13 protein-coding genes are annotated in these 13,863 nt (G+C 71.5%); 11 read left to right on the plus strand and 2 right to left on the minus strand.

From position 1 onward, the window contains the following. The 10 genes from ABZY57_RS22835 to ABZY57_RS22880 form a co-directional block, all read left to right on the plus strand. Positions 1-335 (plus strand): pantoate--beta-alanine ligase (locus ABZY57_RS22835; RefSeq protein ID WP_356514710.1); only part of this gene is annotated, 335 nt, incomplete at its 5' end. Beyond that, positions 332-2,128 (plus strand): L-aspartate oxidase, encoded by a 1,797-nt coding sequence (locus ABZY57_RS22840; RefSeq protein WP_356514712.1) that lies wholly within the window; start codon positions 332-334, stop codon positions 2,126-2,128. The genes ABZY57_RS22835 and ABZY57_RS22840, both read left to right, overlap by 4 nt. 59 nt (positions 2,129-2,187) lie before the next feature. Further along, entirely contained in the window at positions 2,188-3,138 is a 951-nt protein-coding gene (nadC, locus tag ABZY57_RS22845; RefSeq protein ID WP_356514758.1) for a carboxylating nicotinate-nucleotide diphosphorylase, read from the plus strand. Between the two features lie 3 nt (positions 3,139-3,141). Further along, entirely contained in the window at positions 3,142-3,951 is an 810-nt protein-coding gene (locus ABZY57_RS22850) for a type III pantothenate kinase (protein WP_356514714.1), read from the plus strand. A gap of 241 nt (positions 3,952-4,192) precedes the next feature. Continuing rightward, the gene (locus ABZY57_RS22855; RefSeq protein WP_356514716.1) at positions 4,193-4,378 is read left to right on the plus strand and encodes a DUF397 domain-containing protein; all 186 of its coding nucleotides are present in this window, start codon (positions 4,193-4,195) and stop codon (positions 4,376-4,378) included. Between the two features lie 154 nt (positions 4,379-4,532). Further along, the gene (locus tag ABZY57_RS22860) at positions 4,533-5,156 is read left to right on the plus strand and encodes a hypothetical protein (protein ID WP_356514718.1); all 624 of its coding nucleotides are present in this window, start codon (positions 4,533-4,535) and stop codon (positions 5,154-5,156) included. 14 nt (positions 5,157-5,170) lie between these two features. Further along, positions 5,171-5,344, plus strand: coding sequence for a hypothetical protein (locus ABZY57_RS22865; protein ID WP_356514720.1), 174 nt, complete (start codon positions 5,171-5,173; stop codon positions 5,342-5,344). A gap of 111 nt (positions 5,345-5,455) precedes the next feature. Next, a complete protein-coding gene (locus ABZY57_RS22870; RefSeq protein ID WP_356514722.1) occupies positions 5,456-5,911 on the plus strand; it encodes a BlaI/MecI/CopY family transcriptional regulator in 456 nt (151 codons plus the stop codon). 9 nt (positions 5,912-5,920) lie between these two features. Continuing rightward, a complete protein-coding gene (locus tag ABZY57_RS22875) occupies positions 5,921-6,451 on the plus strand; it encodes an amino-acid N-acetyltransferase (protein ID WP_356514724.1) in 531 nt (176 codons plus the stop codon). A 166-nt stretch (positions 6,452-6,617) separates the two neighbouring features. Next, positions 6,618-6,956 carry an Lsr2 family protein gene (locus ABZY57_RS22880; RefSeq protein ID WP_250752815.1) on the plus strand — a complete coding sequence of 113 codons (339 nt, stop codon included), beginning with the start codon at positions 6,618-6,620 and terminating at the stop codon, positions 6,954-6,956. Here ABZY57_RS22880 and ABZY57_RS22885 read toward each other — a convergent pair. Further along, entirely contained in the window at positions 6,938-7,600 is a 663-nt protein-coding gene (locus tag ABZY57_RS22885) for an SCO3374 family protein (protein WP_356514726.1), read from the minus strand. The genes ABZY57_RS22880 and ABZY57_RS22885 overlap by 19 nt on opposite strands. A 475-nt stretch (positions 7,601-8,075) precedes the next feature. Here ABZY57_RS22885 and ABZY57_RS22890 point away from each other — a divergent pair, with 475 nt between their 5' ends. After that, entirely contained in the window at positions 8,076-10,601 is a 2,526-nt protein-coding gene (locus ABZY57_RS22890; protein WP_356514728.1) for an ATP-dependent Clp protease ATP-binding subunit, read from the plus strand. A gap of 85 nt (positions 10,602-10,686) precedes the next feature. On the opposite strand, the gene ABZY57_RS22895 is transcribed toward ABZY57_RS22890, so the two are convergent. After that, entirely contained in the window at positions 10,687-13,680 is a 2,994-nt protein-coding gene (locus tag ABZY57_RS22895) for an NACHT domain-containing protein (RefSeq protein WP_356514730.1), read from the minus strand. Positions 13,681-13,863 lie beyond the last annotated feature (183 nt).

Genomic DNA, 13,863 nt, shown 5'->3' on the forward strand with positions numbered 1-13,863 from the left:
CCCGCGCCGAGGCGCAGGCCCCGCCGGCCGGCGACGAGCGGGCCACCGGCCTGGCCCGGCTCGGAGAGATCCGCGCCTCCGCCGACGCGCACGCCGTCGCCGCGGCGGGCGCCGGGCTGCCGGAGGCCGTACGAGCAGCCGCGCGGCACGTCCTGGAGGAGGCGGGCCGCCACGATCCGCCGCTCGTACTGGACTACCTGGCGCTGGTGGACCCACAGGACTTCACCGAGGCCGGCCACGGCTTCACCGGTCAGGCCGTGCTGGCCGTCGCCGCGAAAGTGGGCGCGACCCGGCTGATCGACAACATCCCATTGGAGTTCGGAGCACAACCGTGAGCACCCCAGGCAGAGGCCCCGCGACAGCGGGCACCAGCACCGGCATACGGCTCCACGCCCCGGCGCCCGGCTGGTCCGTGGACGCCGATGTCGTGGTCGTCGGATCCGGAGTCGCCGGACTGACCGCCGCACTGCGCTGCGCCGCCGCCGGCCGCCGTACCGTCGTGGTCACCAAGGCCCGGCTCGACGACGGCTCCACCCGCTGGGCCCAGGGCGGCATCGCCGCCGCCCTCGGCGACGGGGACACCCCCGAGCAGCACCTCGACGACACCCTCGTCGCGGGCGCCGGCCTGTGCGACGAGGCCGCCGTCCGGCTCCTGGTCACCGAGGGCCCCGACGCCGTGCGCCGCCTCATCGCGACCGGTGCCGTCTTCGACACCTCCGCCGAGACCGGCGAGATCGAGCTGACCCGCGAGGGCGGCCACCACCGCCGCCGCATCGCGCACGCCGGCGGGGACGCCACCGGCGCCGAGATCTCGCGGGCGCTCGTCGAGGCGGTCCAGGCCGCCGGCATCGAGACCGTCGAGAACGCCCTGGTCCTGGACCTGCTCCTGGACGCCGAAGGCCGAACCGCGGGCGTCACCCTGCACGTCATGGGCGAGGGCCAGCACGACGGGGTCGGCGCCGTCCACGCGCCCGCCGTGATCCTCGCGACGGGCGGCATGGGCCAGGTCTTCTCCGCGACCACCAACCCGTCGGTCTCCACCGGCGACGGGGTGGCCCTCGCGCTGCGCGCCGGCGCAGAGGTCTCCGACCTCGAATTCGTGCAGTTCCACCCCACCGTGCTCTTCCTCGGCGCCGACGCCGAGGGCCAGCAGCCCCTGGTGTCGGAGGCCGTCCGCGGCGAGGGCGCGTACCTCGTCGACGCCGACGGGGTCCGCTTCATGACGGGCCAGCACGAACTCGCCGAGCTCGCCCCCCGCGACATCGTCGCCAAGGGCATCATGCGCCGCATGCAGGAGCAGGGCACCCAGCACATGTACCTGGACGCCCGGCACTTCGGCGCCGAGATGTGGGAGCAGCGCTTCCCCACCATCCTCGCCGCCTGCCGCTCGCACGGCATCGACCCGGTCACCGAGCCCATCCCCGTCGCCCCGGCCGCGCACTACGCCTCCGGCGGCGTACGGACCGACCTGCACGGCCGCACCACCGTCCCCGGGCTGTACGCCTGCGGCGAGGTCGCCTGCACCGGCGTGCACGGCGCGAACCGGCTGGCCTCCAACTCCCTGCTGGAGGGCCTGGTCTTCGCCGAGCGCATCGCCGACGACATCATCGGGAACCCGCCCGTGGGCACCGGCCCCGGCATCCCCGTCCCGGCCACCGGCCCCCTCCAGCCCGCCGAGGCGCGCTACGAGATCCAGCGCATCATGACCGACGGCGCGGGCGTGCTCCGCTCCGCCGAGTCCCTGCGCCGGGCCGCCGCCGCGCTCGAAGCCCTGTACGCGACGGCGCTGACGGAGCTGGAGACCCGGGGCAAGACGGCGGTCCCCGGCACCGAGACCTGGGAGGCCACCAACCTCCTGTGCGTGGCCCGGGTGCTGGTCGCCGCCGCCCAGCGGCGCGCGGAGACCCGCGGCTGCCACTGGCGCGAGGACCACCCCGACCGGGACGACACCGACTGGAGGCGCCACCTGGTCGTGCGCCTGTCGGAGACCGAGCGCCGGGCCCTGGTCGTCACCCCCACGGAGTCGGCGGACTTCCCGTCCGTACGGATCCCCCTGAGCAGCGCCAACAGCAACAGCAACAGCAACAGCAGCGACAGCACCCGCAGCACCGACAGCCTGGAGCGGTAACCGTGAGCACGCACGAGCACGACAAGCACGACCACACCCACCCGCACGAGGAGCTCCCGATCCTCGACCGGAGCGAGGGCGGCGGCTGCGGCGACGACTGCGCCTGCGGCGAGGGCGAGGAGACCGGCCTGGACCCGGCGCTCGCCCAGCTGCTCGTGGACGCGGGCCTGGACCCGATCGAGGTCGAGGACATCGCGCACATGGCGATCTCCGAGGACCTCGACGGCGGGGTCGACGTCACCACCGTCGCCACCGTCCCCGAGGAGGCCGTCGCCACGGCCGACTTCACCGCGCGGGAGGCCGGCACGGTCGCCGGTCTGCGCGTCGCCGAGGCCGTCCTGTCCGTCGTCTGCACCGACACCTTCGAGGTGGAGCGGCACGTCGAGGACGGTGACCGCGTCGAGGCCGGCCAGGTGCTGCTCTCCGTACGGGCCCGCACCCGGGACCTGCTCACCGGCGAGCGCAGCGCGCTGAACCTGCTCTGCCTGATGTCGGGCATCGCCACGGCCACGCGCGCCTGGGCCGACGAGCTGGAGGGCACCAAGGCCAAGGTCCGCGACACCCGCAAGACCACCCCGGGCCTGCGCTGCCTGGAGAAGTACGCGGTCCGCTGCGGCGGCGGCGTCAACCACCGCATGTCGCTGTCCGACGCGGCGCTGGTCAAGGACAACCACGTGATCGCGGCGGGCGGGGTCCGCGAGGCGTTCAAGGCCGTGCGCGAGCAGTTCCCCGACCTCCCCATCGAGGTCGAGGTGGACACCCTGCAGCAGGTCCGCGAGGCCCTGGACGCGGGAGCGGACCTGATCCTGCTCGACAACTTCACGCCCATCGAGACCGAGGAAGCGGTGGCGCTGGTCCACGGCCGCGCCATCCTGGAGTCCTCGGGCCGCCTGACCATGCACAACGCCCGCGCCTACGCCGAGACCGGCGTCGACTACCTCGCCGTCGGCGGGCTCACCCACTCCTCCCCGATCCTGGACATCGGCCTCGATCTGCGCGAGGCGGTGTAACCGGTGCTCCTCACCATCGACGTCGGCAACTCGCATACGGTCCTTGGCCTGTTCGACGGTGACGAGATCGTCGAGCACTGGCGCGTCTCGACCGACCCGCGCCGCACGGCCGACGAGATGGCCGTGCTGATGCAGGGCCTGATGGGCATGCACCCGATGCTCGGCAGCGAGCTGGGCGACGGCATCCACGGCATCGCGATCTGCTCGACGGTGCCGGCGGTGCTGCACGAGCTCCGCGAGGTCACCCGCCGGTACTACGGGGACGTTCCGGCGGTGATCGTGGAGCCCGGCACCAAGACGGGCGTCCCGATCCTGATGGACAACCCGAAGGAGGTCGGCGCGGACCGCATCGTCAACGCGGTCGCCGCGGCCGAGCTCTACGGCGGCCCCGCGATCGTCGTCGACTTCGGTACGGCGACCACCTTCGACGCGGTCTCCGCCAAGGGCGAGTACGTCGGCGGGGTCATCTCCCCGGGCATCGAGATCTCCATGGAGGCCCTCGGCGTACGGGGCGCCCAGCTCCGCAAGATCGAGCTGGCCCGCCCGCGCAACGTCATCGGCAAGTCCACGGTCGAGGCGATGCAGTCGGGCGTGGTCTACGGGTTCGCCGGCCAGGTCGACGGGATCGTGAACCGCATGGCCAAGGAGCTGGCCGGCCCGAACGGCGTCCCCGACGACGTCCGCGTCATCGCCACCGGCGGCCTGGCCCCGATCGTCCTCGGCGAGGCCGAGGCCATCGACGACCACGAGCCCTGGCTCACCCTGATCGGCCTCCGGCTGGTCTACGAGCGCAACGCACCCGCCTTCGGCTGACCCGGTCGCACCCGACGCCCCGACGGCCCCCGCCCTCCCTCAGGAGGCCGGGGGCCGCTCGTGTCCCACGGGCGGCCGCGCACCCCGGGGGACCGCCCGGTGCTTACCGCGTCCTGACGCCCGCCATGACAATTTCCCCGGAAACGGCCGGACCACGGCCGCCGCGGGGATACCTTCGCCCCACGACATGTACCGCGAGCCCGTCCCCGGCGCCACAGCGCCCGTGACCGGAGGAGACGTCATGACCGCTCGGCCCGCCTGGCAGAAATCCTCGTTCTGCGGCGAGGGGGACAACTGCGTGTACGTCAGTGCCGCCCCCGGCACCCTGGTCCGCGTGGCCGACCGCGCCGACCCGGCCCACCTCGTCCTCGCCACCACCCAGGCCGCCTGGGCCGATTTCCTGCGCGTGGTCAAAGAGTCGGGCTGAGCCTTTTCGCGGCCTTTCCCGGTCCGATCCCGGTCCGATCCCGGTCCCATCCCGATCCCTTCCCGGTCCTTTCATGGTTCTTTCCCACCGGGACACGCGCCGCTTACGTGTCCCCCTCAGGGGATTTTGTCCGATTAGCGCGTATCTTCGGCCCATGCCCACGCCCTACGGATCCCGCGGCGGCATGGCGTTCGGCGCCGATGAGCTTCACGTGCTCAGGCGCTCGCTCGCTCACGCCCTTCAGTCCTCGACGGCCCCACTGACGGCCGTCGAGGTCCAGGACTGCCTGCGCCTCGCGGCGTCGGTGGACGACGCGGTCCAGGAGGCGGGGAGGCTCAGAGCCTTCCTCCTGGCCGACCTGGCGCGGTACAGAGCCGCCCTGCCCGGCAGTCTCTCCGGCTACCTGGAGCTCCTGCAGGACGCCCTGGCCGCCGGCTACGAACCGGTGCCGGACGATCTCGCGGCCCTCCGGGCGCTGCGCGCCAACCCGGTCGCCGCAGCCCTGCTGGAGCGGTCCCAGACCATCGCGGAGCGCTCCGTACGCCGCAGGCTGTCCACGGCGCCCGCACCGCGCACCCGGCTGCTGACCCTCGCGGGCGGCACCGACACCGGCGGCACCGGCAAGGGCGGCACCGAGAAGGAGAACGACCCCGCGCGCCCGAAGCCCGAACCGCGCCCCGCCGACCGCCCCGCACGCCCCGTTCCGACCCCGGGCGAGGTCTTCCCGCCGCGCCGCAAGCCCGCCCCGCCCCCGGAGGCGGGGCGCGCGGCGGGGTAGCTAGGCTGGGGGCCATGGACTACGTTTCCGCGCTCGTGCCCCCCTTCGTGATGGCCGCGTTCTTCATCGCGCTCATCGTGGTGATCGTGAAGAGTCAGGGCGGTGCCAACAAGGCCAAGGAGGACGCGGCCGTCGACGCCGTGCTCGCCCGCGCCGAGGCCGCCCAGCAGTCCCAGCCCCGGAAGTAGGCCCCCTCGACGGGGACGGGCGTACGGCTTACCGGCCGTGCGCCCGATTTTGTTGCGCCTTGCCGCCCGGATAGCCGCGCAATTCACCACAACCCGCACTATCGTGCTTCTGTGCCTCGCCCCCTGGGAGAACTCGAAGACGCAGTCATGACGCGGGTGTGGCAGTGGAACCGCCCGGTCACCGTTCGTGAAGTCCTGGAGGACCTCCAGCAGGAACGGTCCATCGCGTACACCACGGTCATGACCGTTATGGACAATCTTCATCAGAAGGGCTGGGTCCGCCGCGAGGCGGAAGGCCGCGCCTATCGATATACGGCGGTCTCCACCCGGGCCGCTTACTCGGCCGCACTGATGAACGAAGCCTGGTCGACGAGCGACAACCCCGCGGCCGCCCTCGTGGCCTTCTTCGGCATGATGTCGGCGGAACAGCGCGAGGCGCTCAGGGACGCCGTGCGCATCGTGCAGCCGGCGGAACCCGAAGGGGCCGCGGACTCGGCCGACTCCCCGGCGGCGCCGCCCGATGCCGAAGGCGACTCCGCGGCGCCGGGCACCGGGACGGGGCGATAACGTCCGGGCATGGGTGAGTTTTCCGCTGCACATGCAAAAACAGTGACGATCCGCCGAGCGCGCACCGGTGATGTTCCCGCGCTGCGCCGCCTGCTCGACCAGTACGTTCAGCAGCGGATCCTGCTGGACAAAGCGCCGGTCGTCCTTTATGAGGACATCCAGGAGTTCTGGGTCGCCGAACGCGACTCCGATGGCCAGGTCGTCGGCTGCGGTGCGCTCCACGTGATGTGGGAAGACCTGGCCGAAGTCCGCACTCTTGCCGTCGACCGCGACTTGAAGGGCGTGGGAGTCGGTCATCTGGTGCTCGACAAGTTGCTGGAGACCGCCCGGCGGGTGGGCGTCAGCCGGGTTTTCTGCCTGACCTTCGAAGTGGACTTCTTCGCGAAGCACGGCTTCACCGAGATCGGCGAGACCCCGGTCGAGACCGATGTGTACATGGAGCTGCTGCGTTCCTATGACGAGGGTGTCGCCGAGTTCCTCGGTCTCGAACGAGTGAAGCCGAACACCTTGGGCAACAGCCGGATGCTTCTGCACCTCTGATCGATCACGGCAGGGATTTCACCGGAGCCCCGGCTCCGTGGCCTATGTCCGAATCGCGCACGTTTCCCGACCCGTTGCGGACCCGAACCCGTGACGGGGGGTTTGTGTTTTCCAGGCAAAAGCGGTTTCCTTTCCGCGTACTGCTTTTCGATGAAAGGAAATCCCGGTGGCACAGAAGGTTCAGGTCCTTCTTGTCGACGACCTCGACGGCGGCGAGGCGGACGAGACGGTGACGTTCGCTCTGGATGGCAAGACCTACGAGATCGACCTCACCACCGCCAACGCTGAAAAGCTCCGCGGCCTCCTCGACCCGTTCACCAAGGGCGGTCGCCGCACCGGTGGCCGTGCCGCGGCGGGTCGCACCAAGGGCGGCCGCGCCGCCGCGACGTCCGGCAACCCGGACACGGCCGAGATCCGCGCCTGGGCCAAGGCCCAGGGCATGAGCGTCAACGATCGCGGCCGCGTTCCGCAGGAGATCCGCGAGGCTTACGAGAACCGCGGCTGACCTCCGGTCGGAACCGCGGTGCCGATGCGATGCGCAGAGGCCGTACGCAGCCGCGCCCGGTGGCATTCCGTCGCCGCCGCCGCGACGAGGCGCACGAGACCGGGCCCGGCGGCGTCCCCGCCACGACCGGGCCCGGAGCCCCGCCCCGCCGCGGGCAGGGCGGGCAGCGATGCCTCGCACCCCTGCTCGGGGGGCCGCAGCCACACGGCGGCCCCCCGAGGGCCTTCCCCGGGCCCCACCAGGTGTCCCGGCGGCGTCGGAGCGGTGATCCGGCCACCCGCACCCAGGGCGGCGAGATCCAGGGCCACCCCGCCCCACTCCAGCCAGTCGAGCAGCCCCTCCAGCTCGTCGGCGCTCCCCGGGGCCACCAGGAACCGCATCCTGCGTCCCATGAGCGCCACCGGGCCCGTGAGGTCGCGGCAGGGGCCGTGCAGCACCGCGGCGCCGGCATCGGCCGGCAGCTCCAGTACGTCGAACCGCACCCCGGTCACCAGCTGCGCGGGCGGTCCGGCGGTCACGGGCCAGCCGAGCACGCGGGCGTACCAGTCGGCCGGCGCGTCGGCGGCTCCGGTCGCTTCGGCCGCGGGTCCCCCGATCGGAGCGCGGGGGAGCGGGACGGTGACGGGCGGCGCGGTGGGGGCCATGTCCGGAGCAACTGCGGAAACGCTCCGGGGTTACGCGTGATGTGACGCAGGGCACTCGTGCCAATGCGGAACGTAAACGTCCGAGTCGCGGGAGTCTCACATTCAGGACGGAAGCGTGTTCGCCCGTAGCGGAGGGATCGGTCGTCCACCGGCGTGAACCGTCCGCTCATACGGGTAAGACATTCCTAGTGGATCGGGGCGACACGCTGTTTTGCAGGGTCCGAGACCGGCTTCCGTTCGCCATCGGCGTACACGTGTGACGGGTATCTGCCTGGCCTGCGGGAACATCGTCTCGCACCATCGGGTTGGAGCAGTTGTCGGCACTTACAGCCGGGTTTTCCCACGGACGTGAGGGTGAGCCGCGGACGGATGTCGGCAGTTGGAATGAGCTGTCCCGCCCCGCGGGACTAGCATGCGGAAGGACAGGGCGGGGACCGACCCCGAACTGCCCGACCGCTCTGAGGAGCGATAAACGATGTTCGAGAGGTTCACCGACCGCGCGCGGCGGGTTGTCGTCCTGGCTCAGGAAGAAGCCCGGATGCTCAACCACAACTACATCGGCACCGAGCACATCCTCCTGGGCTTGATCCACGAGGGTGAGGGTGTCGCCGCTAAGGCCTTGGAGAGCCTCGGGATTTCGCTCGAGGCTGTTCGCCAGCAGGTTGAGGAGATCATCGGACAGGGGCAGCAGGCCCCTTCCGGCCACATCCCCTTCACCCCGCGGGCGAAGAAGGTCCTGGAGCTTTCGCTCCGAGAGGCCCTCCAGCTCGGCCACAACTACATCGGCACCGAGCACATCCTGCTCGGCCTCATTCGCGAGGGCGAGGGCGTCGCCGCCCAGGTCCTGGTGAAGCTGGGCGCCGATCTCAACCGAGTCCGGCAGCAGGTCATCCAGCTGCTCTCCGGCTACTCCGGCGGAGGCAAGGAGTCGGCCACGGCCGGCGGCCCGGCCGAGGGCACGCCCTCGACCTCGCTCGTCCTGGACCAGTTCGGCCGCAACCTCACGCAGGCAGCTCGCGAATCCAAGCTCGACCCGGTCATCGGGCGCGAGAAGGAGATCGAGCGGGTCATGCAGGTGCTGTCCCGCCGGACCAAGAACAACCCGGTCCTCATCGGCGAGCCCGGCGTCGGCAAGACCGCCGTCGTCGAGGGCCTGGCCCAGGCCATCGTCAAGGGCGAGGTTCCCGAGACCCTCAAGGACAAGCACCTCTACACGCTTGACCTGGGTGCCCTGGTCGCCGGTTCCCGCTACCGCGGTGACTTCGAAGAGCGCCTCAAGAAGGTGCTCAAGGAGATCCGCACCCGCGGCGACATCATCCTGTTCATCGACGAGCTCCACACCCTCGTGGGTGCGGGTGCCGCCGAGGGCGCGATCGACGCCGCCAGCATCCTCAAGCCCATGCTGGCCCGTGGTGAGCTCCAGACCATCGGTGCCACGACGCTCGACGAGTACCGCAAGCACCTTGAGAAGGACGCCGCTCTCGAGCGCCGCTTCCAGCCGATCCAGGTGGCGGAGCCTTCCCTCCAGCACACCATCGAGATCCTCAAGGGCCTGCGCGACCGCTACGAGGCCCACCACCGCGTCTCCATCACGGACGAGGCCCTCGTGCAGGCGGCCACCCTGGCCGACCGGTACATCTCGGACCGCTTCCTCCCGGACAAGGCGATCGACCTGATCGACGAGGCCGGCTCCCGGATGCGCATCCGCCGGATGACCGCGCCGCCGGACCTCCGCGAGTTCGACGAGAAGATCGCGAACGTGCGTCGCGACAAGGAGTCGGCCATCGACTCCCAGGACTTCGAGAAGGCGGCTTCCCTCCGTGATTCGGAGAAGCAGCTGCTGGCGGCGAAGGCCAAGCGCGAGAAGGAATGGAAGGCCGGCGACATGGACGTCGTCGCCGAGGTCGACGGCGAGCTCATCGCCGAAGTCCTGGCGACCGCGACCGGCATTCCGGTGTTCAAGCTGACCGAGGAGGAGTCCTCGCGACTCCTGCGCATGGAGGACGAGCTCCACCGTCGCGTCATCGGCCAGAAGGACGCCATCAAGGCGCTCTCCCAGGCGATCCGCCGTACCCGTGCGGGTCTGAAGGACCCGAAGCGTCCCGGTGGCTCGTTCATCTTCGCCGGCCCGTCCGGCGTCGGTAAGACCGAGCTCTCCAAGACGCTCGCCGAATTCCTCTTCGGCGACGAGGACGCGCTGATCTCCCTCGACATGTCGGAGTTCAGCGAGAAGCACACGGTTTCCCGTCTCTTCGGTTCGCCCCCCGGCTACGTGGGCTACGAAGAGGGCGGCCAGCTGACCGAGAAGGTCCGCCGGAAGCCGTTCTCCGTCGTCCTCTTCGACGAGGTCGAGAAGGCCCACCCGGATATCTTCAATTCCCTTCTCCAGATCCTGGAAGACGGTCGCCTGACCGACTCCCAGGGCCGGGTCGTGGACTTCAAGAACACGGTCATCATCATGACGACCAACCTGGGTACCCGGGACATCTCGAAGGGCTTCAACCTCGGCTTCGCGGCCCAGGGAGACACCAAGACCGGATACGACCGGATGAAGGCGAAGGTCAACGAAGAGCTCAAGCAGCACTTCCGGCCCGAGTTCCTCAACCGTGTCGACGACACGGTCGTCTTCCACCAGCTCACCGAGGAAGACATCGTCCAGATCGTCGACCTGATGATCGCCAAGGTGGACGACCGCCTGAAGGACCGCGACATGGGCATCGAGCTCAGCGCGGACGCGAAGGCACTGCTCGCCAAGCGCGGCTACGACCCGATCATGGGTGCCCGCCCGCTGCGCCGCACGATCCAGCGCGAGATCGAGGACGTGCTCTCGGAGAAGATCCTCTTCGGCGAGCTGCGCCCCGGTCACATCGTGGTCGTCGGCAAGGAGGGTGAGGGCGAGGAAGCCAAGTTCACCTTCCGCGGTGAGGAGAAGACTCCGATCTCGGACCTTCCCCCCATCGAGGCGACGGGCTCCGGCCCGGACCTCACCAAGGGTGCGTAAGCGCTAGCCGCTCTCAGCGGTACGAAGGGGCGGCCCCGGGACCGAAAGGTTCCGGGGCCGCCCCTTCGCCGTGTCCGGCCGCCGGTCAGATGTCGTACATCGCGGCCAGGAAATGCATCCGCGCGTGCGGGAAACGGCGGAGCACCCGCTCCTCGACCTCCGGATCGAGCTCCTTGTCGTCGTCGTAGTAGCGCACCTCCCGCAGCGAGGGCAGGTCCCCGAACGCCGCGAGGTCCTCCAGCACGTCGGGGTGCACCTCGATGACCTCCAGATCCCGCAGGGCCGAGAGCTCCGCCCACGCGGCCGCCCCGGAGGGCCGCCAGTCGAAGCCCAGCGCCAGGACCCGCAGGCTCCGCAGGCGTCCCAGGCCCGCCAGGTCCGGGGCGACACCGGTCAGGTCGAGGTGCTCCGGCCGGCACTCCTCGGAGAAGTCCCGGAAGGACCAGGGGCCGTTCCTTCCGGTCAGCGCGAGCGTGCGCAGCCGGGGCCAGGTCTGGAGGGCCGGGCCGAGCGGGGTGGAGTTGTCCAGGTAGAGGGAGACCTCCTCCACGGGCAGCCCGTGCAGCGGGCTCAGGTCGGCCAGCTCCGACCAGGCGTTGATCTGGAGCCGCCGCAGCGAGGTGTGCCCGCGCAGGAACTCCACGTCGGTCCCGCCGTCGAAGTACCACAGGGTCAGTCCCGACACCGGCTGGCGGACCAGGAAGCCCGCGAGGGCCTCCCGGCCGACGTCGCGGCCGATGAACAGGCCGGGCGGGCCGGTGAAGGAGGTCAGCGCGGCCAGCCGGGCGTCCGAGTCGACGACGACGTGGTCGGGCGGCGGTTCCATGCGGGCGAGCACCTGGGCGGCGTACTGGTGGGCGTCGAACCTCCTCCATCCGCGGACCAGTGCCTCCCGAACCCGTTGGTCGGCATGCCGGCCGTATCCGGCGAGGTAGCCGAGGGCCTCCGGGGACCGCGTCTCCACGGCCGCGGTCACCGACAGGACGGCGCTGTCATCGGGGGCGTCCCCGCCGGGGGGCAGCAGGTCCAGGATGAGGGGCCCGATCCGGCCGAGCGTGTCGGCCGCGTCCTTGGTCGCGGGAGGGATGATCCGCCGGGCGGCCGTCCGGACGTCCTCGCGCAGCTCGGGCTCCAGCTCGGCGGCGTACTCCAGGGAGGCGAGGGCGAGCAGCACGGCCCGGTCGGAGCCGCGGACCAGGAGGTCCCCGATGATCGCCGCGCGTTCGCGGGGGCGGCCCTGGGCGACGGCCATGCGGATGACGTCCTCCCACTGGTCGTCGTCCGCGTGCCGGGTCAGTTCGCCGAGGCTGCCCTCGTCCAGGGCCGCCCGGGCCCCCAGGAAGTCCTGGAAGGTGCGGTGGACGAACTCCAGGGTGTCCTCCGTGGGGGCCCGCAGGAGGCCGGTCCGGTCCAGGAGGTGCCGTAGGACGGCCCGGCCGTCGCCCAGGGCCTGCGCGGCCGGTACGGCGGGCAGCGCGGCGGTGATCAGGGCCGTGGCCCGGTCCCGGCCGATCTCGGTGCGGCCGTTGCGGATGAGCCAGTACGCGAGCCGTTGCAGGAGCTGGAGCTGCGGCTCCTCGGCGAGTTCCGGCAGCCGCAGTTCCCGCTCGCGGTCGCGGCGGTGCAGGAGCATCGACAGGGCGGCCGTGTAGAGCTCCTTGCGGCCCGAGGGCAGGAAGCCCCGGCGCTCGCGGTGCAGGGCGCAGATCAGCCCGCACAGCAGCGGGTTGGTGGCGAGCCGGGCCAGCTCCGGCTTGGTGGCCAGGGATTCCAGCAACTGGTCGCGGAGGGCCTCGCCGGCTTCGGCCGCGGCGTGCCACCGGGTGACGAAGGCGGCCACGGCGGCCCGGTTCATGGGGACGAGGGCCAGCTCGGTGAACTCCTCGCGGGCCAGCCAGTCGGGGCGGACCGCCGAGGGCCGGGAGGTGACCAGCCAGCGGTTGCCGGGGTAGGCGGCGAAGAGGTCGACGAGCCAGTCACGGGCGCGGGCCCGCTCGGTCTCCGGGATCTCGTCGATGCCGTCGACCAGGATCAGGCCGCGCCCCGCGCGCAGGACCCGGTCCTCCCAGCCCTCCGGCGACTGCCCCTTGAGCGCGGTGGCGGCCAGGAAGTCCTCGGCGGCGGGCAGCGGCCCCCCGTGCCGGGTCAGCGTCCGCAGGGGCAGTACGTACGGGACGAGGCCGGCCGCGGTCCCCTCCCGGCCGGCGGAGACGGCGAGTTGCTGGATCAGCGTGGTCTTGCCGGACCCGGCCTCACCGCGCAGAAGGACGCGGTGACCGTCGTGCGGACTCGCGTCCGAGGCGCGGGAGCCTGCGGACAGCCACCGCGGGGCCGCGGGCCAGCGGACGGGCCCGGCGCCCGGGTCACTCCCGGCCGGGCCGGGGGAGACCACCTCCAGGCTCACGTACGCGGCGTCCAGCGGCCAGCGCGCCGAGCCCGGCGCCAGGTCGATCCCGAAGATCGTCAGGGTGCCGTGCCGTTGGGCGAGGTACTCCAGGTACCTGGCTTCGAACTCCGTGTCCCGGCCGTCCTGGCGGGGGATCCGCGCGAGCAGGGCGTCGATCTTGGCGATCGTCTCGGCCTGGCGGTGGGCGCTTTCGACCAGGGCCGCCGGGATGAAGGTCGAGCGGGTCGTGAAGAACTGCAGGATGTGCAGGCAGGTCGTCTCCAGCAGCCGGTCGTGGAAGAGCTGCGCGTCCCGCCCGAGGCCCGTGGCGGGCGCGGCCCCGCGCAGTGCGGCGGCGAAGGCCCGCGGGCCCATTTCGACCGCCTGGACGTCCTTGAGGGCGAGGTCGCCGAGGGAGTGGAGGGTGACGGCCAGCGCGGCCGCGACACCGGCCTCCTCGCCCGGCGGCAGGGGCTGCTCGCCGGGGGCCCGCAAGGCCTCGGCGACCAGCTGGTCGGCGAGCCGGCGCAGGTCGTCCCGGGACAGCACGCGCTGCTCGCGCAGGGAGACGTACGAGGAGATCCGCACGGGCCGGTCGACGAGGCCGGCGCCCGCCCCCTCCCCGCGGAAGAGCTTCTTCACGAGGGGGGTCACGACCCCCGAGGCCAGCCGGATCCCCACGGATGCGTCCACGGGGCGGAGCGTAGCTCCCGTGTGAGCCGGGTCGCAGGGCTTTGGTCCGGTGGAGATCGGCGGAGGTCCCGTGGCGGTGACAAGCCGCACAGGGCAAATCGGACCTACTAGGAACATTCGTAGAGATCCATGTCCGATTTGCCCCACCGTCGACCCAGTGATGGCGCGGTCAACAGGGCTGCC

Source organism: Streptomyces sp. NPDC006450 (assembly GCF_040612195.1).
In the GTDB taxonomy this organism is placed as follows: Bacteria; Actinomycetota; Actinomycetes; order Streptomycetales; family Streptomycetaceae; genus Streptomyces.

Excerpts from the sequence above, each read along its gene's own strand:
- ABZY57_RS22855 (WP_356514716.1), top strand. The coding sequence starts at position 4,193 with ATGACCGCTCGGCCCGCCTGGCAGAAATCCTCGTTCTGCGGCGAGGGG.
- ABZY57_RS22860 (WP_356514718.1), top strand. The coding sequence starts at position 4,533 with ATGCCCACGCCCTACGGATCCCGCGGCGGCATGGCGTTCGGCGCCGAT.
- ABZY57_RS22865 (WP_356514720.1), top strand. The coding sequence starts at position 5,171 with ATGGACTACGTTTCCGCGCTCGTGCCCCCCTTCGTGATGGCCGCGTTC.
- ABZY57_RS22875 (WP_356514724.1), top strand. The coding sequence starts at position 5,921 with ATGGGTGAGTTTTCCGCTGCACATGCAAAAACAGTGACGATCCGCCGA.
- ABZY57_RS22885 (WP_356514726.1), bottom strand. The coding sequence starts at position 7,600 with ATGGCCCCCACCGCGCCGCCCGTCACCGTCCCGCTCCCCCGCGCTCCG.
- ABZY57_RS22890 (WP_356514728.1), top strand. The coding sequence starts at position 8,076 with ATGTTCGAGAGGTTCACCGACCGCGCGCGGCGGGTTGTCGTCCTGGCT.